Origin of the sequence: Streptomyces albofaciens JCM 4342, from assembly GCF_008634025.1 — a bacterium.
GTDB classification, from domain to species: domain Bacteria; phylum Actinomycetota; class Actinomycetes; order Streptomycetales; family Streptomycetaceae; genus Streptomyces; species Streptomyces albofaciens.
In genome coordinates this window covers 999395-1025679 of sequence record NZ_PDCM01000001.1, presented here as the reverse complement: position 1 = coordinate 1025679, position 26285 = coordinate 999395, and the positions used below count along the sequence as shown (strand labels likewise).

Annotated in this window: 26 protein-coding genes; 12 read left to right on the top strand and 14 right to left on the bottom strand. The window is 72.7% G+C overall.

Annotated elements, in window-relative coordinates; translation table 11 throughout:
- Positions 1 to 121: 121 nt before the first annotated feature.
- Together CP973_RS04840 and CP973_RS04830 are read left to right on the top strand one after the other, a co-directional pair.
- Entirely contained in the window at positions 122 to 2164 is a 2043-nt protein-coding gene (locus tag CP973_RS04840) for an MFS transporter (protein ID WP_150237847.1), read from the top strand.
- A 239-nt stretch (positions 2165 to 2403) separates the two neighbouring features.
- Positions 2404 to 3609, top strand: coding sequence for a serine hydrolase domain-containing protein (locus CP973_RS04830; RefSeq protein WP_150237845.1), 1206 nt, complete (start codon positions 2404 to 2406; stop codon positions 3607 to 3609).
- A gap of 145 nt (positions 3610 to 3754) precedes the next feature.
- Here CP973_RS04830 and CP973_RS04825 read toward each other — a convergent pair whose 3' ends face one another.
- A complete protein-coding gene (locus tag CP973_RS04825) occupies positions 3755 to 5965 on the bottom strand; it encodes an MMPL family transporter (protein WP_150237843.1) in 2211 nt (736 codons plus the stop codon).
- Positions 5966 to 6119: 154 nt separating this feature from the next.
- Positions 6120 to 6692, bottom strand: coding sequence for a TetR/AcrR family transcriptional regulator (locus tag CP973_RS04820; protein WP_150237841.1), 573 nt, complete (start codon positions 6690 to 6692; stop codon positions 6120 to 6122).
- A gap of 188 nt (positions 6693 to 6880) precedes the next feature.
- Here CP973_RS04820 and CP973_RS04815 point away from each other — a divergent pair, with 188 nt between their 5' ends.
- Together CP973_RS04815 and CP973_RS04810 are read left to right on the top strand one after the other, a co-directional pair.
- Complete coding sequence (locus CP973_RS04815) at positions 6881 to 10249, top strand: S41 family peptidase (protein ID WP_150237839.1); 3369 nt, start codon at positions 6881 to 6883, stop codon at positions 10247 to 10249.
- A gap of 31 nt (positions 10250 to 10280) precedes the next feature.
- Positions 10281 to 10880 (top strand): hypothetical protein, encoded by a 600-nt coding sequence (locus CP973_RS04810; protein ID WP_150237837.1) that lies wholly within the window; start codon positions 10281 to 10283, stop codon positions 10878 to 10880.
- Between the two features lie 81 nt (positions 10881 to 10961).
- On the opposite strand, the gene CP973_RS04805 is transcribed toward CP973_RS04810, so the two are convergent.
- From CP973_RS04805 to CP973_RS04790, 4 genes are all read right to left on the bottom strand, one after another.
- The gene (locus tag CP973_RS04805; RefSeq protein ID WP_150237835.1) at positions 10962 to 11156 is read right to left on the bottom strand and encodes a hypothetical protein; all 195 of its coding nucleotides are present in this window, start codon (positions 11154 to 11156) and stop codon (positions 10962 to 10964) included.
- Positions 11157 to 11287: 131 nt separating this feature from the next.
- Positions 11288 to 12169, bottom strand: coding sequence for an SDR family oxidoreductase (locus tag CP973_RS04800; protein ID WP_150237833.1), 882 nt, complete (start codon positions 12167 to 12169; stop codon positions 11288 to 11290).
- Positions 12166 to 13119 (bottom strand): alpha/beta fold hydrolase, encoded by a 954-nt coding sequence (locus CP973_RS04795; protein WP_150237831.1) that lies wholly within the window; start codon positions 13117 to 13119, stop codon positions 12166 to 12168. Before CP973_RS04795 ends, CP973_RS04800 begins: the two co-directional genes overlap by 4 nt.
- 14 nt (positions 13120 to 13133) lie before the next feature.
- Positions 13134 to 14660: a flavin-containing monooxygenase gene (locus CP973_RS04790; protein ID WP_150237829.1), complete on the bottom strand. Its 1527-nt coding sequence runs from the start codon at positions 14658 to 14660 to the stop codon at positions 13134 to 13136.
- 276 nt (positions 14661 to 14936) lie between these two features.
- Here CP973_RS04790 and CP973_RS04785 point away from each other — a divergent pair, with 276 nt between their 5' ends.
- The gene (locus CP973_RS04785) at positions 14937 to 15704 is read left to right on the top strand and encodes a MerR family transcriptional regulator (protein WP_150243151.1); all 768 of its coding nucleotides are present in this window, start codon (positions 14937 to 14939) and stop codon (positions 15702 to 15704) included.
- Between the two features lie 72 nt (positions 15705 to 15776).
- Here CP973_RS04785 and CP973_RS04780 read toward each other — a convergent pair whose 3' ends face one another.
- From CP973_RS04780 to CP973_RS04770, 3 genes are all read right to left on the bottom strand, one after another.
- Positions 15777 to 16061 carry a hypothetical protein gene (locus tag CP973_RS04780; protein ID WP_150237827.1) on the bottom strand — a complete coding sequence of 95 codons (285 nt, stop codon included), beginning with the start codon at positions 16059 to 16061 and terminating at the stop codon, positions 15777 to 15779.
- 115 nt (positions 16062 to 16176) lie between these two features.
- Positions 16177 to 16437, bottom strand: coding sequence for a hypothetical protein (locus tag CP973_RS04775; protein ID WP_150237825.1), 261 nt, complete (start codon positions 16435 to 16437; stop codon positions 16177 to 16179).
- Positions 16434 to 16628, bottom strand: a complete 195-nt coding sequence (locus tag CP973_RS04770) for a hypothetical protein (protein ID WP_150237823.1) — start codon at positions 16626 to 16628, stop codon at positions 16434 to 16436. Before CP973_RS04770 ends, CP973_RS04775 begins: the two co-directional genes overlap by 4 nt.
- 198 nt (positions 16629 to 16826) lie before the next feature.
- Here CP973_RS04770 and CP973_RS04765 point away from each other — a divergent pair, with 198 nt between their 5' ends.
- From CP973_RS04765 to CP973_RS04750, 4 genes are all read left to right on the top strand, one after another.
- Positions 16827 to 17654 carry a helix-turn-helix domain-containing protein gene (locus CP973_RS04765; protein WP_150237821.1) on the top strand — a complete coding sequence of 276 codons (828 nt, stop codon included), beginning with the start codon at positions 16827 to 16829 and terminating at the stop codon, positions 17652 to 17654.
- Entirely contained in the window at positions 17651 to 17860 is a 210-nt protein-coding gene (locus tag CP973_RS04760; RefSeq protein WP_150237819.1) for a DUF397 domain-containing protein, read from the top strand. The genes CP973_RS04765 and CP973_RS04760 overlap by 4 nt, the downstream gene beginning before the upstream one ends.
- 151 nt (positions 17861 to 18011) lie before the next feature.
- The gene (locus CP973_RS04755) at positions 18012 to 18572 is read left to right on the top strand and encodes a cysteine hydrolase family protein (protein ID WP_150237817.1); all 561 of its coding nucleotides are present in this window, start codon (positions 18012 to 18014) and stop codon (positions 18570 to 18572) included.
- Between the two features lie 113 nt (positions 18573 to 18685).
- Entirely contained in the window at positions 18686 to 19069 is a 384-nt protein-coding gene (locus tag CP973_RS04750; protein WP_150237815.1) for a winged helix-turn-helix transcriptional regulator, read from the top strand.
- A 63-nt stretch (positions 19070 to 19132) separates the two neighbouring features.
- Here CP973_RS04750 and CP973_RS04745 read toward each other — a convergent pair whose 3' ends face one another.
- Both CP973_RS04745 and CP973_RS04740 read right to left on the bottom strand, forming a co-directional pair.
- Positions 19133 to 19936, bottom strand: coding sequence for an exodeoxyribonuclease III (locus tag CP973_RS04745; RefSeq protein WP_150237813.1), 804 nt, complete (start codon positions 19934 to 19936; stop codon positions 19133 to 19135).
- A 129-nt stretch (positions 19937 to 20065) separates the two neighbouring features.
- The gene (locus CP973_RS04740; protein ID WP_150237811.1) at positions 20066 to 20386 is read right to left on the bottom strand and encodes a hypothetical protein; all 321 of its coding nucleotides are present in this window, start codon (positions 20384 to 20386) and stop codon (positions 20066 to 20068) included.
- Positions 20387 to 20696: 310 nt separating this feature from the next.
- On the opposite strand from CP973_RS04740, the gene CP973_RS04735 reads away from it, so the two are divergent.
- Positions 20697 to 21230 carry a GNAT family N-acetyltransferase gene (locus CP973_RS04735; RefSeq protein WP_150237809.1) on the top strand — a complete coding sequence of 178 codons (534 nt, stop codon included), beginning with the start codon at positions 20697 to 20699 and terminating at the stop codon, positions 21228 to 21230.
- 65 nt (positions 21231 to 21295) lie between these two features.
- Here CP973_RS04735 and CP973_RS04730 read toward each other — a convergent pair whose 3' ends face one another.
- From CP973_RS04730 to CP973_RS04720, 3 genes are all read right to left on the bottom strand, one after another.
- Complete coding sequence (locus tag CP973_RS04730) at positions 21296 to 21799, bottom strand: DUF1269 domain-containing protein (protein WP_150237808.1); 504 nt, start codon at positions 21797 to 21799, stop codon at positions 21296 to 21298.
- A gap of 105 nt (positions 21800 to 21904) precedes the next feature.
- Entirely contained in the window at positions 21905 to 23356 is a 1452-nt protein-coding gene (locus tag CP973_RS04725) for a sensor histidine kinase (protein ID WP_150237806.1), read from the bottom strand.
- A 6-nt stretch (positions 23357 to 23362) separates the two neighbouring features.
- Complete coding sequence (locus tag CP973_RS04720; RefSeq protein WP_150237804.1) at positions 23363 to 23836, bottom strand: hypothetical protein; 474 nt, start codon at positions 23834 to 23836, stop codon at positions 23363 to 23365.
- Positions 23837 to 24162: 326 nt separating this feature from the next.
- Between CP973_RS04720 and CP973_RS04715 the strand changes: the two genes are divergently transcribed.
- Together CP973_RS04715 and CP973_RS04710 are read left to right on the top strand one after the other, a co-directional pair.
- The gene (locus tag CP973_RS04715) at positions 24163 to 24993 is read left to right on the top strand and encodes a MerR family transcriptional regulator (protein ID WP_150237802.1); all 831 of its coding nucleotides are present in this window, start codon (positions 24163 to 24165) and stop codon (positions 24991 to 24993) included.
- Positions 24990 to 26240 (top strand): glycosyltransferase, encoded by a 1251-nt coding sequence (locus tag CP973_RS04710; RefSeq protein ID WP_150237801.1) that lies wholly within the window; start codon positions 24990 to 24992, stop codon positions 26238 to 26240. The genes CP973_RS04715 and CP973_RS04710 overlap by 4 nt, the downstream gene beginning before the upstream one ends.
- Positions 26241 to 26285: the final 45 nt, after the last annotated feature.

Sequence of the window (26285 nt, the reverse complement as noted above, 5' to 3'; positions counted from 1 at the left end):
TCATCGTGGACGTACTGCAAACGGGTCGCAAGAGCCCACGGGCCGCGAAAGGGCGACGGCACGTCACCCCCGCGGCAGCAAAAGGTGGCGAAGCGGGCCATTGGCGCAAAGGCTTGGACGCATGACCACGGCCGCCGGGCACGCCCCCGCCCCCGAAGCGCGCAGCGCCCCGCCCGCGCTCGGCCGCCGCCGTACCAACCTCGTCTTCACCACGATCGTGCTCGGCATGCTGCTGGCCGCGCTCGACCAGACGATCGTGTCCACCGCGCTGCCCACGATCGTGGCCGATCTGGGCGGCGGCGGGCACATGGCGTGGGTGGTGACGGCGTACCTGCTGGCGGAGACCGTCTCGACGGTGCTGGTCGGCAAGTTCGGCGACCTCTTCGGCCGGAAGATCATCTTCCAGGTGAGCGCGGTGGTCTTCGTCGGCGGCTCCGTCCTGGCCGGCGCCTCCACCTCGATGCTGATGCTGGTCGTCGCCCGCGCCGTGCAGGGCGTCGGCGGCGGTGGGCTGATGGTCACCGCGATGGCGCTGATCGCCGACGTCATCCCGCTGCGCGAGCGCGGCAAGTACCAGGGCGCGCTGGGCGCCGTCTTCGGCGTGACCACGGTCGTCGGGCCCACGCTGGGCGGTCTGTTCACCGACCACGCGTCCTGGCGCTGGTGCTTCTACGTCAACATCCCCATCGCGATCGTCATGGTCGTCATGGCGGCCCGCACGATCCCGGCCGTCCGGTCCGCCGTACGTCCGCTGATCGACTACCTCGGCATCGTGCTGGTCGCGCTGGGCGCCTCCGGGCTGGTCCTCGGCCTGGAGTGGGGCGGCAACGAGTACGCCTGGGGCTCGGCCGTGATCATCGGCCTGTTCGCGGGCTCGGCGGTGCTGCTGGCGGCGTTCGTGTTCGTGGAGCTGCGGGCCAAGGAGCCCATGCTCCCCATGCACCTGTTCCGCAACCCGGTCTTCACCGTCTGCTCGGTGCTCAGCTTCATCGTCGGCTTCGCGATGCTCGGCGCGATGACGTACCTGCCGACGTACCTCCAGTTCGTGGACGGCGTCTCGGCGACCATGTCGGGCGTGCGGACGCTGCCGATGGTCGCCGGGCTGCTGGGCACCTCGATGCTCTCCGGCGTCGTCGTCAGCCGCACCGGCCGCTACCGCGTCTTCCCCGTCATCGGTACGGGCGTGATGTGCCTCGGCCTGTATCTGATGTCCACCATGGGCGCGGACACCGGCGTGTGGCTGGAGTCGCTCTACATGTTCGTGCTCGGCCTCGGCATCGGCCTGGCCATGCAGGTCCTGACGATCGCCGTGCAGAACACGGTCAACTACCACGAGCTGGGCTCGGCGACCTCCGGCGTGACCTTCTTCCGTACCCTCGGCTCCTCCTTCGGCACCGCCGTCTTCGGCACCCTCTACAGCAACCGTCTCGAACCCAACCTGAAGGCGGCCCTGGCGAGGTCCCCGGGCGTGCCGCCGGAAGCCGCCGCGAGTCCCCAGGCCCTGCACCGGCTGCCCGACGCGCAGGCCAGGCCCGTGATCGACGCTTACGCGGACACCGTCAACCATGTCTTCCAGTGGGTGGTGCCGGTCGCGCTGGCCGGGTTCCTGGTGGCGTGGTTCCTCAAGGAGGTGCCGCTGCGGGACAGCGCGCGGGCGGCCGCCGGCGACCTGGGCGAGGGCTTCGCGGCACCCGACTCCACCGACTCCGACCAGCAGCTGGAGCGTGCGGTGGCCCGGGTGATGCGCAAGGCGGAGGGGCCGGTGAGCCTGGAGGTGCTGGCCGCGTCCGGCAGCCCGATCACGCCCGGGCAGGCGTGGGCGCTGGGCCAGATCCACTGGCGTACGCGCATCCACGGCGAGACCTCGCTCGCCGCCGTCGCCCGGGCCCACCGCATGCCGGAGGAGGTCCTGGAGCCCATCTTCACGCGCGTAGTCGCCGCCGGGTACGCGCGCCAGGACGACGGCCGGCTGGTACCGACCGAGGCGGGCCGCACCGAGATCGACCGGCTGATCGTCGCCTGGCGCGGCTGGCTGGACGACCGCCTGGAGGGCTGGACCGCCGAGGACCCCGAGGACCGCGCCCGCCTGGCCCGCGCGCTGGACAACATGGCGGCGCGGCTGCTGGACGAGGACTCCTCGCACCGGGAGCGGACGGCGGTTTGACCAACCGCGCACTACCTCTTCACCAACGTGACGGACCCCGCTTACCGCGAACAGAAGCCCGGAACCTTGATCGCGTTCAAGGACCCGTCCCAGGTGCTCGGGCTCCGCCCCTGACGTGCCCCGGCAGGCGCCGGACAGCACGTACGCGACGGTACGGGGCCGGCCTGGGCGGGCTCTGGACCGGGCCGGCGCCCGGAGTTAGGTTGCCCAGGCACCCATCCCGCCCGTGTGAGGAGTCGGTGACCGTGACGCCCACCGTTCAAGGCACCTGTGCCCCCGAGTTCGAGAACGTGCGGGAGGAGTTCGCGCGCAACTTCGCCGAGCGCGGCGAGGTGGGTGCGGCGCTCGCGGTGGCCGTGGACGGCGAGACGGTGGTCGATCTGTGGGGCGGGCACGCGGACGCCGACCGCACCCGGCCGTGGGAGCGTGACACGCTGGTCAACGTGTACTCGACGAGCAAGGGCATGACCGCCCTGTGCGCCCATCTGCTCGCCGACCGCGGCGAACTGGACCTGGACGCGCCGGTCTCCCGCTACTGGCCGGAGTTCGCGCAGGCCGGCAAGGGTGACCTGCCGGTGCGCTGGCTGCTCTCGCACCGCGCCGGTCTCATCGGGCCGCGGGAGCGTCTGACGCCGGAGGACGTCCACGACTGGGAGAAGACCTGCGCGGTGCTCGCCGCCACCGAGCCGTGGTGGGAGCCGGGCACGGCCCAGGGCTATCACGTCGTCAGCTTCGGGTTCCTGGTGGGCGAGGTGGTGCGGCGGATCACCGGGCTCTCGCTCGGCACGTTCCTGCGTACGGAGATCACCGAACCGCTCGGCGCCGACCTGTACATCGGCACGCCCGCCACCGAGCACCACCGCTGCGCCCAGCTGATCGGCCCGGACGGCGACGGCACCCTCGGCAGCGCGTTCCCCGGGGTGCCGGACGGGACCATCCGGTCCCTGGACGCCCACCCGTTCGCCCCGCTGGCGCTGGCCATGCGCCATCTGCCCACGGGCGATGTGAACAGCGCCGCGTGCCGCTCGGCCGAGATCCCCGCCGCCAACGGGAACGCGACCGCGCGCGGCCTGGCGGCGGTCTACCGCGCGCTGGCCGACGGCGAGCTGGTCGGCCCCGGCACCCTCGCGTCCCTGCGGGCGCGGCAGAGCCGCCCCGGCGAAACCGACCTGGTGCTCGGCGCGTTAGCGCCGGGTTCCTCCTTGCCGTTCGCCTGGGCCGGCGGCTACATGCTCAACACGTCCGGCTTCTTCGGCCCGAACCGGGCGGCCTTCGGCCATGGCGGCGCGGGCGGCTCGCTCGCCTTCGCCGACCTGGAGAACCGGCTGGCGTACGCGTATGTGATGAACAGGTTCGGGGGCGGCACGACGGGCGACGACACCCGCAACCTGGCGCTGGTCGAGGCGGTGTACGCGGCGCCGGGGCTGACCGGCCGGACCCCCTGAGCCCGGGGAAGCGGCACGGCCCGGCGACCGGCCCCGTACCGTACGGGACCCGTCGCCGGGCCGTGCGTCGCGCGCCGCTCCCCGTCCCCACGGGGCGGCGCCGGCCGGGCCGGCCGCGCCGCTCACACGGCCGCCCCGGAGCGGATCACACCTTGACGGGTTCCGGCCGCTCTTCGGCCGGCTCGGGGGCCAGGTGCTTCTGGAGCTGTTCGCCCTCCACGTCCACGTCGGGCAGTGCCCGCTGGAGCCACTTGGGCAGCCACCACGCGGCGCGGCCGAGGAGCGCGAGGACGGCGGGGACGATGGCCATCCGGACCACGAACGCGTCGAAGAAGACCGCGACCGCGAGCCCGAAGCCAATCATCTTGATCATGGACTCGGAGGAGCCGATGAAGCCCGCGAAGACCGAGATCATGATGACCGCGGCGGCGGTGACCACCCGCGCGCCGTGCCGGAAGCCGGTGACGACCGCCTGGCCCGGCCGCTCCCCGTGGACGAACGCCTCGCGCATCCGCGTGACGAGGAAGACCTCGTAGTCCATGGCGAGGCCGAAGACCACGCCCACCATGAAGATCGGCATCATGCTCATGACCGGGCCGGTCTGATCGACGCCGAACAGGCCGGACAGCCAGCCCCACTGGAAGACCGCGACCACCGCGCCGAGCGCCGCGACGACCGAGAGCAGGAAGCCGAGCGCGGCCTTCAGGGGCACCAGCACCGAGCGGAAGACGACCATCAGGAGCAGGAAGGCCAGGCCGACCACCAAGGCCAGGTAGGGCAGCAGCGCGTCGTTGAGCTTCTCCGACACGTCGATGTTCATCGCGGTGGTGCCGGTGACCAGCGCCCGCGCGTCCGCGTCCCGCGCCGCGTCGCCCGCCTTGCCGCGGATCTCGTGGACCAGGTCCTCGGTCTCGGTGCTGCTCGGCTTGGACTTCGGTACGACGCTGAGCATCGCGGTGTCCCCGGCCTGGTTGAAGGTCGGCGGGGTGACGGCCGCGACGCCGTCCAGCTTGGCGACGGTGCCGGCCACCTGTGCCGCCGCGGCCTTCGGGTCCTTGCCGCCCCGGCCGTCCACGACCAGCATCAGCGGGCCGTTGAAGCCCGGCCCGAAGCCGTCGGAGAGCAGGTCGTACGCCTTGCGCTGGGTGGTGCTGGTGGGCTGCGCGCCGTCGTCCGGCAGGCCCATCTCCAGCGAGCTCGCGGGTACGGCGATCACGCCCAGGCCGACGACACCGGCCAGCAGCACGGCGACCGGCCGCCGCAGCACGAACCGCGCCCAGCGGGTGCCCATGTTCGGCTTGCCGCCGTCGGCCTCGCTCGCGGCGGCGTTGCCCTTGCGGGCCTTGCGGCTCAGCACCCGCTTGCCCGCGAAGCCCAGCAGCGCGGGGATGAGGGTGAGCGCGACCAGGACGGCGATGACGACCGTGCCGGCCGCCGCGATGCCCATCTTGGTGAGCATCGGGATGTTGACCACCGACAGGCCCACCAGGGCGATGACGACGGTCAGCCCGGCGAAGACCACCGCGGACCCGGCGGTGCCCACCGCGCGCCCGGCCGCCTCCTCGCGCTCGCGGCCCTCGGCCAGTTCGGAGCGGTAGCGGGAGACGATGAACAGCGCGTAGTCGATGCCGACGGCGAGGCCGATCATCATGGCGAGCGTGGACGTCGTGCTGGACAGGTCCAGGACGCTGCCGAGCGCGGTGATGGACGAGACGCCGATGCCCACCCCGATCAGCGCGGTCAGCAGCGGCAGGCCGGCGGCGATCAGCGCGCCGAAGGTGATGACGAGGACGACGGCGGAGATGACGATGCCGATGACCTCGGTGGCGCCGGTCTCCGGCATCGCCTGGAGCGCGTTGCCGCCGATCTCGACGGTCAGCCCGGCGTCCCGGCCGTGCTGGGCCGCGTCCTTGAGCGCGTCGCGCGCGTCGTCCTTCAGCTCGAAGCCGGAGACCTTGTAGGTGACCTGCGCGTAGGCCGTCCTGCCGTCCTTGGCCACGCCCTTGGCCAGGTACGGGTCGGAGACCGAGGCGACCTGCGACGACGAGGACTTCAGCTCGCCGACGACCTTCTCGACGGCCTGCTTCTGCGCGGGCGCGGTCACCTGCTGCCCGTCCGGCGCCTTGAAGACCACGCGCGCGGTCGCGCCGTCCGCCTTGCTGCCGGGGAAGCGCTCGCCCAGCAGGTCGAAGGCCTTCTGGGACTCCGTACCCGGTACGGAGAAGGAGTCGGCCGCGGGCGAGGAGGCGGTGGCGGCGCCGATACCGGCGACGGCCAGCAGCGCCACCCATATGAGGGCGACGAAGCGGCGTCGCCGGAAGGCGAACCGTCCGAGTTTGTAGAGGAATGTAGCCACGAGAAGGGGCGCTCCCGTCGGGGATCAAGGACGTACAAGGGCGTGTGGAGCCGGCCCGACGACGAGAGCGGCGCGTCGAGTGCTGCCGTTGTGGGGGATGGGGAGTGGGGCGTGGGGGTGGGGACGGGACCCGGCCCGAGCGGGCCGGTACCGGTCAGACGCCGAGGGCGGGGAGGACCACGGCGTCGACGTAATCGGCGAGGAACGCCCGGTCGGCGGGCCGGTCCTCGATGAGCTGCCGGGCGACGAAGGCGCCGATCAGCATGTGCGGGACATAGCCGAGCGCGGGGCGGTCCGCGGGGATCTCGCCGCGGTCCACGGCGCGCGCCAGCATCCCGTCCAGCCCGCTGATCTCGGGCCCGATGAGCAGGTCGCGCAGCGCCCGGTGGAGGTCCGGGTTGTCGTGCGCGGCCCGTGCCAGGCCCCGGATCAGCGCGGAGTCCTGTTCCATCCGGCAGTCGTCGTCCCGGGCGACCATCGCCTGGAGGTCGCCGCGCAGGCTGCCGGTGTCGATGTCCGCGATCCGGACGGGCTTGTAGTGGTCCAGCGCCTTGGCGACCAGCTCCGGCTTGCCCTGCCACTGGCGGTAGAGGGTGGCCTTGCTGGCGCGGGTGCGGGCGGCGACGGCGTCCATGGTCAGGGCGTCGTAACCGACCTCGCGGAGCAGGTCGAGCACGGCCGCGTACAGCTCGGCCTCGCGCTCGGGGGTCAGCCGGCTGCGGCCCATCGCGGCACACCTCCTCAGGGGTTTCTCGGCGGATCTCAGCGGAACGAAACGGTTTCGTACAGCTGGCGTACGGCTCGACCGTACCCCCGCCCCCAGCGAAACGGAAACGTTTCGATGGTGGTCTGTGTCACGGAAACACGGGCCCCGGCCGAGTTGCCTCGTCCCATCCGCGCCGAAACCATGGGGGCGTGAGTGACGGCGCGTATCTCCGGTTCCCGCATCTCCACGGCGAGATGCTGTGCTTCGCCGCCGAGGACGACCTCTGGGCGGCACCGCTGAGCACCGACGGCGGCGCGGTGCCCCGGGCCTGGCGGCTGACGGTCGACCGCACCCGGGTCAGTCACCCGCGGTTCTCCCCGGACGGCAGACACATCGCCTTCACCACCTGGCGCAGCCTCGACCCCGAGATCCACCTCGCCCCGGTGGAGGGCGGCCCGGCCCGCCGCCTCACCTATTGGGGGAGCACCGACGCCCGCGTCTGCGGCTGGACCCCGGACGGCCAGATCCTGGCCGTCTCCTCGCACGGCCAGCCCTTCTCGTACTACTCCTGGGCGTACAGCGTCCCGACGGACGGCAGCCCCGGCGGCCGGCTGCCCTGGGGGCCGGTCTCGGACATCGCGGTCGCCGACTTCGCCGCGGACGGACACCGGCTGGAGGGCGACGGCCATCCGTACGGGAACATCGCCGACGGCGGCCCGGACGGCAACCACGACGACACGGTGGAGCGCCGGACGCTGCTGCTGACCGGCAAGCCGCCGCACGAGCCCGCCTCCTGGAAGCGCTACCGCGGCGGCGCGATGGGCCGGATGTGGCTGCACGGCACCCGGCTGCTGCCGGACCTGCGCGGGCACCTGGACGCGGTGATGTTCGTGGGTGACCGCATCGCGTTCCTCTCCGACCACGAAGGCATCGCCAACGTCTACTCCTGCAAGCCCGACAGCACGGACCTGCGGCGGCACACCGACCACGCCGACTTCTACGCCCGGCACGCGTCCACCGACGGGCAGCGCATCGTCTACCAGTGCGGCGGCGACCTGTGGCTGGTCGACGACCTGAGCGCGACCGGCAAGCCGAGCCGCCTCCAGGTGCGCCTCGGCGGGCCGCGCGCCGGCCGCCGTACGTACCAGATCCCGGCCGGTTCGCACATCACCTCCCTCGCGGTGGACACCACCGGGCGGGCCAGCGCCGTCGGCGTGCGCGGCAGCCTGTACTGGCTCACCCACCGCGACGGCCCGGCCCGCACCATCCACGACGAGCCGGGGGTGCGCGTCCGGCTGCCCGAGATGCTCGGCTCCACCGGCCGCATCGCCTACATCACCGACGCCGAGGGCGACGACGCCATCGAGATCGCCGACCTGCCCAAGGCCGGCATCCCGCGCGCGCCGCACCGCCTCGCGGCCGGGCGGCTGGGCCGCGTCCACGAGCTGGTGGCCGCGCCGGACGGGGAGCGGCTGGCGGTGGCCGCGCACGACGGGCGGCTGCTGCTGGTCGACGTCTCGGCGGACGGCGACGGCGAGGGCCGGGTCACCGAGCTGATCAAGTCGGTCAACGGCCCGGTCCGTGACCTGGCCTTCTCCCCCGACTCGGGCTGGCTGGCCTGGTCCCACCCGGGCATCGGCCGGACGCTGCGGCAGATCAAGATCGCCCGGCTGACCGGTACCGACGGAGCCGGGGACGGCGAGGGAGCGGACACCGTCGTGGACGTCACCAACGGCCGCTTCGAGGACGAGCAGCCGGTCTTCACCCGCGACGGCCGCTATCTGGCGTTCCTGTCCTGGCGCGGCTTCGACCCGGTCTACGACGTGCACACCGGCGACCTGTCCTTCCCGCTCGGCTGCCGCCCCTACCTCGTACCGCTGTCCTCCGCGACGCCCTCCCCCTTCCAGCTGTCCGCCGACGGGCGGCCCGCGGCGGGCGGCCTGGACCCGGCGGAGGCGCCGGTGACGGCCGAGGGCACGGCGCTGGTGGAGGTGGAGGGCCTGGCGAGCCGGGTGACGCCGTTCCCGGTGGCGGCGTCCAAGTACTCGGCGCTGCGCCCGGTCGCCGGGGGCGGGCTGGTCTGGCTGCGCTGGCCGATCTCCGGCGCGCTCGGCGAAACCTTCGCCAACCCCGACAACACCTCCGGCCAGCCCACCCTGGAGCACTTCGACCTGGTCAAGGCCAAGCGCACCGAACTGACCGGCGCCATCGACTCCTACGCGCTCAGCGGCGACGGCACCCGGCTGGTCGTCAACGACGAGGGCGACCTGCGGGCGGTGCCCGCGACCGAGCCGCCGGACGCCGATTCGACGGTCCACCTGGACCCGCGGCGCATCCTGCACGACGTGGACCCGCCCGCCGAGTGGCGCCAGGCGTACGACGAGGCGGGCCGGATCATCCGCGCGTACTTCTGGGACCCCGGGCTGTCCGGCGTGGACTGGGACGGGGTCCTCGACCAGTACCGGCCGCTGGTCGAACGGGTCGCCTCCCCCGACGAGTTCGCCGACCTGCTGCGCGAGGTGCTGGGCGAGCTGGGCACCTCGCACGCGTACGTGACGCCCGGCAAGCGCAACGAGGGCCCGCCGCACTACCAGCGCGCGATCGGCCTGCTCGGCGCCAACTTCGTGCTCAAGGACGGCTACTGGGTGGTGAGCCGCATCCTGCCCGGCGACTCCTCCGACTCCCGGGCCCGCTCGCCGCTGGCCGGTACGGGCATCCGCGAGGGCGCCGCGCTCACCCACGTGGACGGCCGCCGGGTCGACCCGGTGGCCGGTCCGTACCCGCTGCTGTCCGCGGCCGGGGGCACCACCGTGGAGCTGACCTTCGCGCCGGAGGGCGGCGGTCCCTCACGGCGGGTCGCCGTGGTCCCGCTGATCGACGAACGGCCGCTGCGCTACCAGGACTGGGTGGCCAAGCGCCGCGCGGTGGTACGGGAGCTGAGCGACGGCAAGTGCGGCTACCTCCACATCCCGGACATGGGCGGCTCCGGCTGGGCGCAGTTCAACCGCGATCTGCGCATGGAGGTCTCCCGGCCCGCGCTGATCGTGGACGTGCGGGGCAACGCCGGCGGCAACATCTCCGAGCTGGTCGTGGAGAAGCTGACCCGCACCATCGTCGGCTGGGACCTCACCCGCGACGCCCAGCCCGTCAGCTACGCCAGCAACGCGCCGCGCGGCCCGGTCGTCGCGGTCGCCGACGAGATGACCTCCTCCGACGGCGACATGATCACCGCGGCGTTCAAGCTCCAGGGCATCGGCCCGGTCGTGGGCCTGCGCACCTGGGGCGGCGTGGTCGGGATGACCGGCCGGCACCGGCTCGGCGACGGTACGTACATCACGGTGCCGATGAACGCCGCGTGGTTCGACGCGTACGGCTGGGGCGTGGAGAACCACGGCGTCGAGCCGGACATCGAGGCGCCCCGCTCGCCGCTGGACTGGGCCGAGGGCCGCCACCCGCAGCTGGGCGTCGCCGTCCGTACCGCACTCGACCTGCTGGAACGCCACCCCGCCACGGAACCGCCGGACCTGTCCGACGTACCGGACCGGCGGCGGCCCGAACTGCCGCCGCGGAGCGGCTGAGGGCAGACCGCACACCGACAGGAGTCCCCGCATGGGCACGCGCATATGCACAGCGTCACTGGCCGCCACCGCGGCGTTGACGGCCGGGCTCACCACGGCACCCGCCCACGCCACCGAACCCACCGCCCCCTCGGTCCGAGGCGGCGGCACCCACCTCCTCTTCGACAAGAATCAACGCGACCCGGCCGATTCGCGGGTCCGCCTCATACAGTCCGGCACGGGCAAGGTGCTGGCCGGCTACCGCGCCGGTTCCGGCCAGGGCGGTACGGCGGGCCGTGACGAGTGTGCGCGGAGCAAGGGCTGGCTGCCGGACGGCACGTACCGGGTCCTCGGGCACACCACGCGCAAGAAGGGCGGGCGCGACGGCATCAACGGGTACGCGATCCGGCTCGCGGACAAGACGTGCCGGGACGGCCGGACCCGGCGCACCGCGCTGTTCCTGCACAGCGAGATGCGCTCGGACGGCACCCAGGGCATCGCGGTGCCGGGCCGCGACAGCCCGTACCGCTGGGACGGCGAGAGCGACTACCACTCGCTGGGCTGCGTCAAGCTGGCACCGGCGGACGTGAAGCACCTGTTCGCGGCGGCGGAGCGGTACGGGTGGCCGACGACGCTCAAGGTCGTCAAGTAGCCGTACCCGCACGTAGGTTGAGGGGTGCACCCGACGAGACGGGTGCACCCCTCAGGACGCGCGCAGTGTGCGGTACGCGCGTCAGCCCTTGAACGTGTCCCGGGCGTCCTGCTCGGCGTCCGCGACCTGCTGGCGGGCCTGCTCCTCGCGGTCGCGGGCCTGCTCACGGGCCTGCTGGGCGCGCCCGCTCGCCTCGTCCCGGCCCTGCCGGCCGCGCTGCTGCGCCTTCTCCTGAAGCTGCCGCTTCTTGTCCTCGAACTGATCCTTGATGCCCATGCTGTTCACTCCTGGAGGGGTGCTCGGGGGTGGGCCCCGACCAGCCTCGCACGCAGGGACACCGCACGCATTTCGATCAGTTCACGACGTTACGGAACGAATGCGGCGATACGCAGCACCGCGCCCCGGCCTCAGCGGTTCGCCCGGGCCTTCTCGTCCGCCTCCCCGCCCGCACCGACCAGCCCCACCCGCAGCCCGTCGAGCCGGCTGCCGAACCGGCGCATCTCGCGCTGCCCCACGGTGCCGATGACGGACGGCAGGTAGCCGCGCACCGACTGCATCCCGCGCAGCCACCACTGCCCGTACACATGCGAGGAGCGGCGCTCGATGCCCGCCACGATCCGGTCCACGGCCGGGCCCGGCGGGTACGTCTTGTTCGACGGCCAGGGCAGCCGCTGCCGCAGCTCGCGCATCACGTCGTCCGCGTCCGCGCCGCGCACCATGTCCGTGTCGGTCCAGCTCAGATAGCCGACACCGACCCGTACGCCCTTGTACCCGACCTCGGCGCGCAGGCTGTGCGCGAACGCCTCGACACCTGACTTGGAGGCGCAGTACGCGGTCATCATCGGCGCCGGGGTGATGGCGGCGAGCGACGCTATCTGGAGGAAGTAGCCGCGCGACTCCGTCAGGACCGGCAGGAACGCCCGCCCCGTGACGGCGCCGCCGATCAGGTTCACCTCGATGACCCGCCGCCAGGACACCGGGTCGGAGTCGACGAACGGGCCGCCGGAGGCCACCCCGGCGTTGGCGACCACGATGTCCACCTTGCCGAAGCGCGCCTTGACCTCGCGCGCCACCTCGGCCATCGCCTCGTGGTCGGTCACATCGGCGTGCCAGTGCGCGGCCTCGCCGTGCAACGAGGCGGCCACCCGCGCCAGTTCCTCCGGCTCCAGGCCGACCAGCGCGAGCGTGGCGCCGCGCGCGGACAGTTTGCGGGCGAGGAGTTCGCCGACCCCGCGCGCCGCGCCGGTGACCACGGCGACCTGCCCCTCCAGGCTCCTGCGTGCGCTCATGCGCTCTGCTCCTTCGCCACGTCGGTCGTCGTCCCGTTGTCCTGGAGGTGATCCCTCACCAGCTCCCGGATGCGGCCGATGACCGCGTCCGGCTCCTCGATGGGCGTCATGTGCCCGGTGCCCGGCAGCTCGGTCAGCCCCAGGAACCGCGGCAGTACGGAGGCCAGCCGGCGGGACTGCACGATCGGGGTGAGCCGGTCGGCGGTGCCCGCGACAACGGCGGTCGGCACGTCCAGCCGCGCCGCGCCACCGGTCAGTTCGAGCCCGGCCAGCACCTTGCCCCACCGCGACCGGACGCCCGCCGGGCAGGCGTGCACGATCCGCGCGCACACCTCGACCTGCTCGGGGGTCGCGGCCGGGCCCATCGTGGCGTACTTCAGGATCCGTTTGGCGAGCGCGGTGACCGGCCCGAGCGGCGCCCGCGACCCGAGGACGACCTGATGCGCGAGGCGCCGCCCGCCCGGCGAGCGCAACGGGATGACCAGGCACTCCGCGCTCAGATTCGCGCATCCGGTGCTGCACAGCAGCACCGCGGCGGCCCGCTCCCGGAACTCCGGGCGCTCGGCGGACGCCATCATCGTCATCCCGCCCATGGAGTGCCCGGCCAGCACGGCCCGCTCCCCCGGCTCCAGCGCGGCGCCGAGCACGGCCACCAGGTCGTCGGCGAGCGCGGTGGTGGTGTAGCCGCGGGGGCCGACCGCCGGGGTACGGCCGTGTCCCCGCTGGTCGTAGACGATGACCTTGTGGTCGGCGGCCAGGTCCCGTACGACCGGGGCCCAGAAGGCGGTCGAGCAGGTCCAGCCGTGCGAGAGGACGACGGCGGGTGCGCCGGGCCCGTCCGTACCGTGGATCTCCACGTGCAGCCGGGAGCCGTCGGCGGAGGTCGCGGTCAGCTCGCGGCGCGGCCGGGGCGGCGCGTACCGCCCGCCGGCCATGGAGGCTGTGGTCATGTGTGCCGCCGCCATCACGCCACCGCCTTCACGGTCTGCCCGGCCCGCTCGCCCCTGCGGGCCGCCGGGACGCGCAGCACCTCGTACTCCGCGAGGTCCACCTGCCGTGTCACCTTCCGGAACTCGGCCGTCGTGCCGGGCCAGACGGTCGTGTTACGCCCGTTGGAGTCCAGGTACCAGCTGTCGCAGCCCCCGGTGTTCCACACCGTCCGCTCCATCCGCCTCTGGACGCCCCGTGTCCAGGCGTGCACCGCCGACGGCCGGGCGTTCAGCGCGATCTTCCCGCCCAGTACGTCGAGCTGCCGCATGAAGTCCACGAGATAGTTCAGCTGGGACTCGATCATCAGGATCATCGAGCTGTTCCCCAGCCCCGTGTTGGGCCCGATGATGGTGAGGAAGTTGGGGAAGCCGGCCGCGGTCGTGCCGCGCAGCGCCTCCATGCCGTCCTTCCACTCCTCGGCGAGCGTGGTGCCGTTGGCGCCGGTGACGCGGTGCGCGATCGGCATGTCCGTCACGTGGAAGCCCGTACCGAAGACGATCGCGTCGGCCTCGGTCTCCGTACCGTCCGAGGCGACCAGCACGTTCCCCCGCACTTCCTTCAGCCCGCTCGCCACCACGTCCACATTCGGCCGGGTCAGCGCCGGGTAGTACGTGTTGGACAGCAGAATGCGCTTGCACCCGATCCGGTAGTCGGGCGTCAGCTTCGCCCGCAGCGCCGGGTCCTTCACGGCCCGCTTCATGTGCCCCTTGGCCAGGCCCTCGATCAGGCCCAGCTCGTTCGGCCGCTTGGTGAAGGCGCTGACCTGCAGCTCCCTGATGCCCCAGAGCAGTCCGCGGCGCGCGGCCCGGGTCGCCGGGACCTTGGCGTGCAGCCAGCGCTCCAGGCCGCTGATCCTGCGGTCGGCGCGCGGCAGCACCCAGGGCGGGGTGCGTTGGAAGAGGGTGAGCCGGTCGACCGTCGGCTGTATGGACGGCACGATCTGGATCGCCGAGGCGCCCGTACCGATCATCGCCACGCGCTTGCCGCGCAGGTCGTAGTCATGGTCCCAGCGCGCCGAGTGGAACACCTTGCCCGGAAAGGAGTCCAGCCCCGGAACGTCCGGCACCTTGGGGTCGGACAGCGGCCCGGTGGCCGACACCACCACATCGGCGGTCAGCACGCCGCCGGCGGTCTCCACCTCCCAGTACAGTTCCTCCCCGTTCCACCGCAGGCTGAGCACCTCCGAGTCGAAGCGGATGTGCGGGCGCAGCCCGAAGGTGTCGGTGACCCGCTCCAGGTAGGCGCGGATGTGCGGCTGCCCGGAGAAGTTGCGCGGCCACTCGGGGTTGGGCGCGAAGGAGAACGAGTACAGGTGCGAGGGCACGTCGCACGCGCATCCGGGATAGCTGTTGTCGCGCCAGGTGCCGCCCACCGATCCGGCCCGTTCCAGGACCACGAAGTCGGTGATCCCCTGGCGCCGCAGCCGTACGGCCGCCCCCAGACCCCCGAACCCCGATCCGATCACCGCCACCCGTACGTGCTCGTGTTCGCGCTCGGCCATGCCGCCGCCTCCCGAGTTCGACCGTCGAAACCTCAGTCTTGGGCTCCCCATCGCGCCAGCAATCACTGGCACGATTGGAGGGTAGGACACGGACGTACCGAGCGGTAGGGGGTAGGCGGCGGGAAGTTACCGCTGGTTGCACCTCGGCCGGGGCCGGGTGGGGCGACATAGGGTGAACCCGTGGCAGAGAAGACGCACGGCGATCCCGGACCTCCCGCCGACTCCGGCACCCCCGACCCCGGCCCCGCCCCCACCCCCGGTCCCCGCGAATTCCGCATGGCCGACCTGGCCAGAGAGGCCGGGATCACCGTCCGCACCCTGCGCTTCTACCGCGAGCGCAAGCTCATCCCGCCACCGCGCCGCGAAGGCCGGATCGCCTGGTACAACGAACACCACCTGGCCCGGCTCCGCACCATCGCGGGCCTGCTCGACCGCGGCCACACCCTGGGCGGCATCGCCGAACTGCTCTCCGCCTTCGACAACGGCCGCGACGTCGGCGAACTCCTCGGCCTGGAGAGCACGCTCGTCGCCCCCTGGTCCGAGGAAACCCCCGTACGCCTCACCCCCGAGGAACTCGCCGACCACTTCAAGGACGACGTCACCCCGGAAAACCTCTCCGCCTCCCTGGACATCGGCTACCTGGCCGTGGACGGCGACGAGTTCGTCCACATCAGCCGCCGCCTGCTCGACGCCTCCACCGAACTCGTCGCCAACGGCGTCCCCCTGGCCGCCGTCCTGGCAGCCGGCCGCGAGGTCCGCGCCCACGCGGACGCCATGGCCGACCTGTTCATCTCGGTGATCCGCACCCACGTCCTCTCCGACGTCCTCACCCGGGCCGCCGCCGGCGAACCCCTGGACCCCACCGAGGTCGCCCGCATCACCCAGACCGTCGAAAAGCTCCGCCCCATCTCCAAGGGCATCGTCGACGCGGAACTCTCCATGGCGATGGACCGCCGGGTCCGCGCGGAACTGGAGGCGTGGCACCGGGAGCGGGGCGAGGAGCCGGCGGCGGACACGAGTGAGCCCCCGCCGGGCGAAGGGTAGGTCGCCCGGCGGGGGCTCGGTCACTCACGGGGCCGGCTGCCGGCCCATCCCGAAGTGATCCGGTCTCCGGCCTTACTTGCCGAACGGACCGGGGTTGTTCTTCTCGGCGTCGATGCACTGCTGGATCCGCTTCTGGATCGACCGCGCCTTCGCACGCTCCTTCTTGGCCGCCTGGTGCTTGCCGGCGCGGTCCAGCTTGGCCGCCTTGTACTGGTGCTCCTTGACCTGCGCGTCCATCTGCTCGATGTGGCAGGTGACCTTCCCCTTGGCCGACACGGCGGCCTGCGCGGGAACGGCCGAGAACAGCACGCCGCCGGCGATGGCGGCGGACACGGCGAAGGTGGTGAGACGACGCATGGAACTCCCCGTTCAAATGGCGGGCCCATAACGGCCCACCCGTTACTGCTGATTGCAGTCGATCACTGTATAGGAAGAGCCCGGCCTTCCCCGGCGCCACCCAATTCGTCGCTTGTCACCGGATGTCCCCCCTTCCCGTCTCGCCCTCGTCCAGCTGAACCCGCTCACCGTCCGGCGTGGCAGTCGGCCCGAACCGCGGGTCGGGCCCGTGACCGGGCGGAAGCGCCGGATGATCGGGGTGTCGGCGGATCAGGACTTGGCAGTCCGTGGCCTTGGACTGGTCGCCCGCCTTCAGAGCGGCCACCAAGGCGCGCGCCAACTCCAGGCACCCCTGGCACTCCATGGCGCCCTCGTACGTCCGGGGCGAGATCGTCATGCCCGGCCTCCCCGCCCGTGGGGGTGCCCGGCGATGACGCCGTTGCAGCTCAGCACGGTGAGCGAGCGCCCTTCGGTCCGGGCGGGCTCCCGGTCCCCGTACGCGGAGGCGCATACGTCGCAGCCCGGCACCGGCACCGGCTCCGCGGGCTGCCTTTTGTCGGTCACTCCGACCTTTTCGCTGATGCCCATGGGGGGTCCTTCGTCTGTTCCTGAATCGCACATTCACTCAGTGCGGCCAATTGGTTACAGAATGCCGCAACGCTCAGTAGCCTGGGGGGATTCGGGGGCTCAACCTGAGGGCTGGGACCAGCGGCATATGCACACGCCTCTGACCACCGGAAACGGGCCGCCCAAGAGCCATGACCAGACCTTGATCCCGGGGGAATCGTGGACGATGAGACCGACGGCACGGACGACCCACGCCGAGAATTCGCCGAGGAGTGCCGCAGCGCGCGGGAATTGCACAATCCGGCACCGCTGACACAGGCCCACCTGGCCAGGCTGGTACGCACGTCCAAGAGCACCATTTCGCGTGTGGAGACGTGCCAGGCGCGGATTCCCCCGGAACTTCCGCCGCTGCTGGACGAGGTCTTCGCGACGGACGGGAAGTTCAAGCGGCTCTACGAGGCAGCAGTTGCAGCGTCGTTCCCCTCGGTCTACCGGCGGCGCATGGCGATGGAACGCGTGGCCGTGGCCATTCGGGAATGGTCGCCAACTCTTGTCCCGGGGCTGTTCCAGACCGCGGACTACGCACGGTACTTGTTCGAGGGCGGCTACCCGCGAGCTAGCGCGAGGGAAGTCTCGACGCTCGTGAACGATCGGATGGCGAGGAAAGCCCTGTTCGACGGAGACATGCCGCCCGACGTTCGCGTCGTACTGTGCGAGTCAGTGCTGCGCCGTCACTTCTGCCCTCCCGAGACCATGCGTCGGCAGATGAAAGCCCTGCTCGTCGCCGGATCGCGACCCACGGTTCGCGTGCAGATCCTTCCCCTGGACGCGCCTGCCCACCTGTTCATCGACGGTCCGGTGTCACTCATCACCTCCCCCAAGCACAACGTGTCCGTCTGCATGGAGAACCATCGGACGGCTGGCATCCTGGACGATCCGGACCTCGTTCGAGCAGCGCTACGGGCCTACGATGAACTCACCGGCGACGCGTTGTCCACGCGGGAAAGCGCGCGTCTGATCACTGAGCAGATGGAGAAACTGACGTGAAGATCAGTCCGACTCGGTGGGTCAAGTCCAGCCACAGCAATCCGGATGGAGGCAACTGCCTGGAGTGGTCGCCGACTACGGGCATATCGACGGGCGTCCTCCCCGTCCGGGACAGCAAGAATCCGCAGGGCCCGATCCTCACCTTCCCCACCCCCTCCTTCACGGAATTCATCACCGCCGTCAAGGCCGACGCGTTCTCCCGCTGAGCCATACGCGCCGCTCGCCTCGGCGCCGTTCTCGCCGGATGGGCGCGCCATCGGCGTGAGCCGGTCCGCGTAGGATCCGAACGTCCGCGTACGATCCGACGATCACCACCCGGACCGGACCAGCGCCCGACCGAGCCCGCCCGGAGGCGACATGAGCAGCGCCCTTCTCGTGATGGACGTCCAACGGGCCATCGTGGACATCGCCGACGACGGCTCCGGCTATCTGCCACGGCTGCGCCGGGTGATCGACGGGGCCCGGGCGGCGGGCATCCCCGTGATCTACGTGGTCATCGCGCTGCGCCCCGGCTTCCCGGAGGTCGGGACGCGCAACAGGCCGCTCGCCGCCATCGCCCAGGCCGGCCTCTTCGTCGAGGGCGACCCGGGCACCGGGATCCACCCCGAGGTCGCGCCCCGGCCGGGTGACGTGGTGGTCACCAAGCGGCGGGCGAGCGCGTTCTCGGGGAGCGACCTCGACGTGGTGCTGCGGGCGCGCGGTATCGACAGCCTCGTACTCACCGGCATCGCCACCAGCGCGGTCGTCCTGTCCACCCTCTGCCAGGCGAACGACCTGGACTTCGGCCTGACCGTGCTCTCCGACGCCTGCCTGGACACCGACCCGGAGTTGCACCAGGTGCTCGTAGAGCGGCTGTTCCCGCAGTGGGCGGACGTGCCCACCGTCGAGGACTGGCTGAAGACGCTCGCACCTCAGTAGGCGCTCGCCCCGCGCTGACGCCCTCCGTCCGCTTTCTTGCGGTTACTTGGGAACCGTAGGAGAGTCAGAGCCGACCTGGACGGAAACGCACTCTCTCGTGACGGGGGTACCTGATGGCGGCCAAGGACGCGCTCAAGGGCCTGCCCGAGGACACGGACCTCAGGCGCGCGGATTCCCTGGCGCGGGAGATCTTCTCGGACGTCGCCAACAAGTGGGCACTCCTGATCATCGAGGCGCTCGGCGAGCGCACCCTGCGTTTCAGTGAGTTGCGCGACGAAGTCGAGGGCGTCAGCCACAAGATGCTCACCCAGAACCTGCGCATGCTGGAACGCAATGGCCTGGTCGACCGGAAGGTGCATCCCACCGTGCCGCCGAAGGTCGAATACACCCTCACCGAACCGGGCCGGGGCCTGCGCGCCACGGTCGACGCGATGTGCGGCTGGACGCACCGGCATCTCGGTCACATCGAAGAGGCACGCCGCCGCTTCGACTCCTGACCGGGCCATAGCCGTCGGCGGAACGACTTCGATCGCGCGCCTGGGCGAGGCTCTCCGGCCGGTCTAGAGCTCGTAGACGACCGTCACCGGCGCATGGTCCGACCACCGGGTGTCGTACGAGGCGGCGCGCTCCACGAAGCCCTTGACCGCGCGGGCTGCGAGGCCGTGGGTGGCCATGTGGTAGTCGATGCGCCACCCCGCGTCGTTGTCGAAGGCGCGGCCCCGGTAGGACCACCAGGAGTACGGGCCCTCGGTCTCCGGGTGGAGGGCGCGGACCACGTCCACGTAGCCGCCGTCGTGCTCGTCGAGGACGCGGGTCAGCCAGGCGCGCTCCTCGGGGAGGAAACCGGCCTTCTTCTGGTTGGCCTTCCAGTTCTTCAGGTCGGCCTCCTGGTGGGCGATGTTCCAGTCGCCGCACACCAGGACCTCACGGCCGGACGCGGCGGCCCGCTCGCGCAGCGCGGCGAGGTACGGCAGGAACTCGGCCATGAAGCGTTCCTTCTCGTCCTGGCGCTCGGTGCCGACGTCGCCGGAGGGGAGGTAGAGGCTGGCCACGGTCACACCGGGCAGGTCGGTCTCCACGTACCGGCCGCCGGTGTCGAACTCCGCGGACCCGAATCCGACCTGGACGCGCTCGGGCTCGCGGCGCGTGAAGAGCGAGACGCCGGCCCGGCCCTTGGCCGCCGCGGGCGCGTGCACCGTGTGCCAGCCGTCGGGCTCGCGGGCCCCGGCGGGGAGCTGGTCCGGCTCGGCGCGCACTTCCTGGAGGCAGATCACGTCGGCGTCGGTCTCCGCCAGCCAGGGCAGGAAGCCTTTCTTGGCCGCGGCGCGCAGGCCGTTCACGTTCACGGTTGTCACAGTTAGCACTACTTGCTCCCTCATCGCGCTGGCGGCAGCGCAGCCTACGCGATGGCAGGGGGCCCGGACGATTCGGCGCTACGCGCGCGGGTGCCCGGCGCGGTGAGCGCCGGGCACCCGGTGAGCCGTCCCCGGCCGTCAGTGACAGATCGATGAGGACGGGGTCGCGTACAGATCGCGGTAGCAGGTCGGCAGCCGGTCGGTGCCGACCTTGTTGACCGCGGTGATCACGTACCGGCCGTCACGGTCACCCAGCAGCTGGTACGGCTTGTGCCCCCACCCGATCGTGCCGGGGTAGTCGAGATCGCCGCGGGTTTCGCCGCTCGTGCCTTCATTTCCCGTGGTGTTGCCGAAGGTGACCGGCGGCGCGGGGTCGGCCGCGAGGGCGGCTCCGGTCAGGCCGGTGGCGGACAGCGAGAGTACGGCGGCGGCGGTGGCCAGCACAGGACGCAGACGCATGGCATTCTCCTTCGGTTCAGCGTCAGTGGCGCAGCAGCCGTTCCCCGCCGTCGGCCCGGTCTGTCCGATCCCGTACCGACACACCCCCATCGAGTGCTTTGGCTCCGCCGATCCGCCGTATGCGGCGGGAGGGCGGGGGCGGAGTCCGGTAGAGGGGCGGTGGGGGTGGTCGGGCCGGTGGCGGTGGGTGGTGTCTGTGGGAGGTCGGTGCGTGATGTCGGTGGGTGATGTCGGTGGGGAGGTCGGTGGTCGAGCCCCTTCTCACCTGTGACTCTCGCCCCGGCGGCCGGACATCCGTACGATTCGGCGGATGGAGATCCGTCCCGTCCCCTACGACCACGCCGACGCCGTCGCCCTCGACCGGTTGGTGCAGCGCGAGTACGCGCGGCGGTACGGCGAGGGCGACATGACCCCGCTCGACCCGGCGATGTTCCGCCCGCCGAACGGCACGTACCTGCTCGCGTACGAGAACGGCCGCCCGCTGGCCACCGGCGGCTGGCGCGCCCAGGACGCCAACCCCGAGGGGTACGCGGACGGCGACGCCGAGATCAAGCGGATGTTCGTGATCGAGGAGGCCCGCGGGCGCGGGCTGGCCCGCCGCATCCTGGCGGCCCTGGAGGCGGACGCCCGCGCGGCGGGCCGCACCCGGATGGTGCTGGAGACCGGCATCAAACAGCCCGAGGCCCTGGCGCTGTACGCGTCCTGCGGCTACCGGCCGGTGCCGAAGTTCGGCCTGTACCGGACGTACGAGGACAGCCGGTGCATGGGGAAGGCGCTGGTGGGCGGGGTCGGGGCACAGCGTGGTGCGGGCGTTCGCGAGGCCGGGAGCGGCGCGGGGGTGTAGCGGTGCGGGGGTGTAGGAAGGCCGTAGGGCCGTAGAAGTGGCCGTACGGGAAGCCGTACGAGCCCTCAGCGCCCCTCCGCGATCGCCTCCTCCACCCGCTTGCGGACCTCGGCGGCCGGGTAGCGGACGGCCGCGCCGCCGATGTCGGCCAGTGCGGCGTCCACCGGGCCCCTGGCCGGTTCGGAGATCTCGGCGACCAGGACGGTGCTGCCCGGCGGGACCTCCGCGGCCAGCATGTCCACGGCCGCGTTGTCCGCGCTGGCCCGTCGGGCGTCGCGGGCGCCGCCGACCAGGCCGCCGGCGCCGAGGCCGACCATGACGCCGAGCGGGCCGCCCAGCAGGCCGACGAGGCCGCCGACCAGGCCGCCGACGGCGAAGCCGCGGGCGGTGCCCGTGTGGTCCTCGCTGTCGGGGAAGGTGAGGTTGCCCTCGCCGTCCCGGGCGATCACCGTGGCCCCGCGCAGCACGATCCGGTGCTCCGCGTCCTCGTGGCGCAGCGCGTCCAACGCGCGCCGCGCCGCGCCCTCACCGGCGTGGGTGAGATCCATGAACAGCACGTTCTCGTCCATTGCGGCGGCTCCAGCGGTCTGCTCGGTAAGGATCGGTCTCCGGGACGCCTCTCCGGACCCGGGCGCCCTCACACCACTCTTGGGGCGGGCGGGGCGGCGCGCACGTCAGGGGCGGTCGGAGGAGGTCCGATCGCGGCCCCGGCCGCGGCCCATGCCCCGGTCGCGGGCCCGGTCCGTACCGTCGCCGCCCGTCTTCCCGCCCCCGCGTCCGAAGCTCTCGTCCGTGGGCCCGGCCCTCTCCGGCCCACGCCCGGACTCGGGGTCCTCCTCCGTACGCAGCGCCTCGCTCAGATCCAGCGTCGCCTCGGCGCCGCCGCCCTCCGGGTTGGCGAACGTCAGCCGGGCGCCGAGCACCCGCGCCTGGCCGGACGCGATGGTCAGCCCGAGGCCGAGCCCGTGGCCGTCCGAGCCGCCGCCCGTACGGAACCGCTGCGGGCCGTGGGCGAGCAGCGTCTCCGGAAAGCCGGGGCCGCTGTCGCGGACGCGCAGGACGCCGCGCTCGACCTCGATGGTCACCGGGGCGGCGCCGTGCCGCAGCGCGTTGCTGATCAGGTTGACGAGGATGCGCTCGACGCGGCGGGGGTCGGTCTCGACCAGGGCGTCGGAGAGCACGCGGATCTCCACGGCCCGGCGGACGCCCCCGTCACCGTCCTGGCCGGAACCGCCCGCCGCGCCCCCGGCTCCGGCCCCGGCCCCGGACCCGATCCCGGACCCCGCCCCCATCGCCCGCACCGTCCGCCGCGCCAGCTCGCCCAGAGGCCGCAGCTCCGTGTCGGCCTCCTCGGTACGCGCGTCCAGGCGGGCCACTTCGAGCACGTCCTCCATCAGGCTCCGTACGTGCTGTGCCCGGTCCTGGACCAGCTCGGTGGGCCGTGAGGGCGGCAGCAGGCCGGCCGCCGCGACCAGCCCGGCGACGGGGGTGCGCAGTTCGTGGGCGATGTTCGCGGTCACGTCGCGTTCGGCCTGGAGGCGGGCGGCCAGCGCGTCGGCCATGGTGTTCACCGCGCTGGTCAGCTGGGCTATCTCGTCCTTGCCGCCCAGCGGCAGCCGCGCCGTCAGGTCGCCCTCGGCGATCCGCTGGGCGGTGGCGGCCGAGGCGGTCAGCCGCCGTCCGAGCCGGTGGGCGACCAGCAGACCGACCACGCAGCCCAGCGCGGTGCCCGCGATGCCGGACATCCACAGCACCCGGTCCAGGCTGCGCAGGGTCTCCTGCTCGCGTACGTACGGGCGCTTGAGGGCGATGATGTCGCCGTCCAGCTCGGTCGCGGCCCACAGGTGCGGCTTGGGGCCGTCCGGTTCGAGGTAGACGCCGCGCTTGCCGTGCCGGACGGCGGCCTCCAGCGGGCCGGGCAGGTCCGGCGGGTTGACGATGGCCCGGCCGCTGTCCACGCCGGCCGCCCGGTCCTGCACCAGACTCTGCAGCCGTCCGTCGATCGATTCGGCCGCCAGGTCGAACTGCGCGTCCACGGTCCGGTTGTGGACGAGCACACCGACGAGGACCGCCACCACGGCGGCCGTGGCGGCGATGGCTATGCCGATCTTCGCGCGCAACCCCATGGCGGCCTAGAACTCCGGGGTGTGCAGGCTGACCCTGCCCAGTTCGGCCGCCTTCTGCGGCGACAGGCGGTCGGAGACGAGCGTGGCGCGCGAGTAGAACGCCACCCGGTCCCGTCCCTTCTGCTTGATCAGCCCGCTGAGCGTGACCTTGACCGGGTACGGCTGGTCCCCGCACCCGGGACGGCACCAGCCGCCGCTCAGTCCGCCGGTGGCCTCGGCGGTCGCCTCGCCCCAGTGCAGCCAGCGCAGGCCGGTCAGGCTGACCGACTCCTTGAGGACGAAGGAGGCCGGGCGCTGCAACGGCCGGCGCGCCTCGTCGGAGACGTACACCGGGTCGGTGACCCGGGCCGGACCGCTCGGCGGCGAGGGGGACACGGCGGGGCCCGCCACCCGCAGGCCGCGCGGGTCGGAGCAGCCGGACAGCAGCAGCGCGGCCGCGGTGAGCGCGGCGGCGCAGGCGGTCGCGGTGAGTGAGCGCACGAGGTCCTCGGTGTACGGGAGGGGCTTTTACGACAAAGGTATCCGTGTCCGCCCAGAGTGCCCCCACGCTAAGCAGCCCATTTCACGGCACCCCCACGGCCGTGTAACAGCGGCCCATCGTTGGCCGCGGGCCCGAACCCTGTCCACGGTGCCCTTCGGCATCGGCCCCATCCCCTACGCCTCTGCTCCTACCCCGCCCGCTTCCCTCTCCCTCTCCCTCTCCCTCTCCCCGCTTGACCCTCCCCTCACGTCAGGCCCCAGCCTTACCCCGTACGGCGCGGGCCGTACGGCGGCCCGCGGGCCGTGGCACGGAGGAAGGCGGTTCCATGGCGTACTCGGTCGGACAGGTCTCGGGCTTCGCGGGCATCACGGTCCGCACCCTGCACCACTACGACAGGACCGGCCTGCTCTCCCCCGGCGCCCGCAGCCCCGCCGGCTACCGCCTCTACAGCGACGCCGACCTGGCCCGCCTCCAGCAGATCCTCTTCTACCGGCAGCTCGGCTTCGCCCTCGACGAGATCGCCGCCATCCTCCGCGACCCGCAGGCCAACGCCCTGGACCACCTGCGCGCCCGGCACCGCCTGCTCACCGAGCAGATCAGCGAGCTGCAACGGCTGGTCGAGGTCGCGGAGCGGGCCATGGAAGTGCAGCGGACGGGGGTGGAGCTGACGCCCGAGGAGCGCTTCGAGGTCTTCGGCGAGGTGACCTTCGACCTCAGTTACGCCACCGAGGCGCACCTGAAGTGGCAGCACAGCGCGGGGCACCAGCGCTCCATGGCACGTGCCGCCGCGCACACCAAGGAGGACTGGGCGCTGATCATGGCCGAGGCCGGCGCGTGGCGGCACCGGCTGCTCGCCGCGTTCGACGCCGGGGAGGCCGCCGACGGCGATCCGGCCATGGACCTGGCGGAGGAGCACCGGGCACACATCACCCGCTGGTTCACCCCGTGCCCCACCGACATGCACTGCCGGATCGCCGAGGACTTCGCCACCGACGCCCGGGCCTTCGCCCTCGTCGTCCCGCCGTCCCAGCAGCGGCCGGGCCTCGCCGCGTACCTGCGGACGGCGGTGCTCGCCAACGCGGTACGCCAGGCCGCCGGCCCCGCAAAGGCCGATCCCCCAGAGGCCGCCCCCTCTCCCACCCCGGAGCAGTCATGAAGATCCTCATCGCGGCGGCCGGTTCGTACGGCGACGTCGCCCCGTACACCGGTCTCGGCGCCCGCCTCCGGGAGGCCGGGCACAGCGTTGCCCTGGCCGCCGACAATTCGTACACGCGGCTCGTACGGGCCGCCGGGCTGGAGTTCCGCGCGCTGCCCGCCGACCCCAGGAGGGAAGAGGGCGCAGCCCCCGGCGGCAAGCGGGAGCTGATGCGCCGGGCCGCCGCCTTCGTCCGGGAACTCGGGCCGGGCATCGCCGGTGCGGCCGCCCCCGGCACCGAGCTGCTGCTCCTCTCCGCGACCACGGCCCCGCTCGGCCGGCACGTCGCCGAAGCCCTGGGCATCCCCGCGCTGGACCTCCCCCTCCAGCCGAACGCCCCCACCGCCGCCTTCCCGCCCGTCGTCACGGGCACCCGCTCCCTCGGCCGCTGGGGCAACCGCGCCGCGGGCCGCCTCTCCCTCCGGATCGTGGACCGCCTGTACGCGGACGGAGTACGGGACCTGCGCGCGCGGCTCGGCCTGCCGCCCGCCTCGGCACGCGCGCTACGCCGACGCCGGAACGCGGACAGCCGCCCGGTCCTGCACGGCGTCAGTCCGGCACTCGTCCCCCGGCCCGCCGACTGGCGTCCCGGCCTGGAACTGGTCGGCAACTGGTGGCCGTACACCGCGCCGGACGCCACCCTCCCCTCCGAGTTGGAGGACTTCCTCGCGGCCGGGCCGCCGCCCGTCTTCGTCGGCTTCGGCAGCATGGCGGCGGGCGGCCGGGACGGCCGGGACGGCGAGGGCTCCGAACGGCTCGCCGCGACCGTCGTCGCCGCCCTGCGCCGCGCCAAGGTCCGGGGCGTGATCCAGTCCGGCTGGGCGGGGCTGGCCGGCCCGGCCGACGGCGCCGACATCCTCACCGTCGGCGAAGTGCCGCACACCCTGCTCTTCCCGCGTACGGCCGCCGTGGTGCACCACGCGGGCGCGGGTACGACGGCGGCCGCACTGCGCGCCGGGGTCCCGGCGGTCCCGGTCCCGGTCACCGCCGACCAGCCGTTCTGGGCCGCCCGGCTGGCCGCGGTGGGCGCCGGTACGGGCGCGGTGCCGTTCCGCGCGCTGGCGGCGGAGAACGCGGTCGATCACCTGGCCGAGGCCATCGGGCGCGCCGTACGGGAGCCTTCGTACCGCGACGCGGCGCGTGCGGTGGCACGGCGCATGGAGGCGGAGGACGGCGCGGACGCGGTGATCAAGGTGGTTGGGGGGTGAGGTGAGGGACGTCGGGCCGGGCGCTCCGGGCGGGCCCGGAGCGCC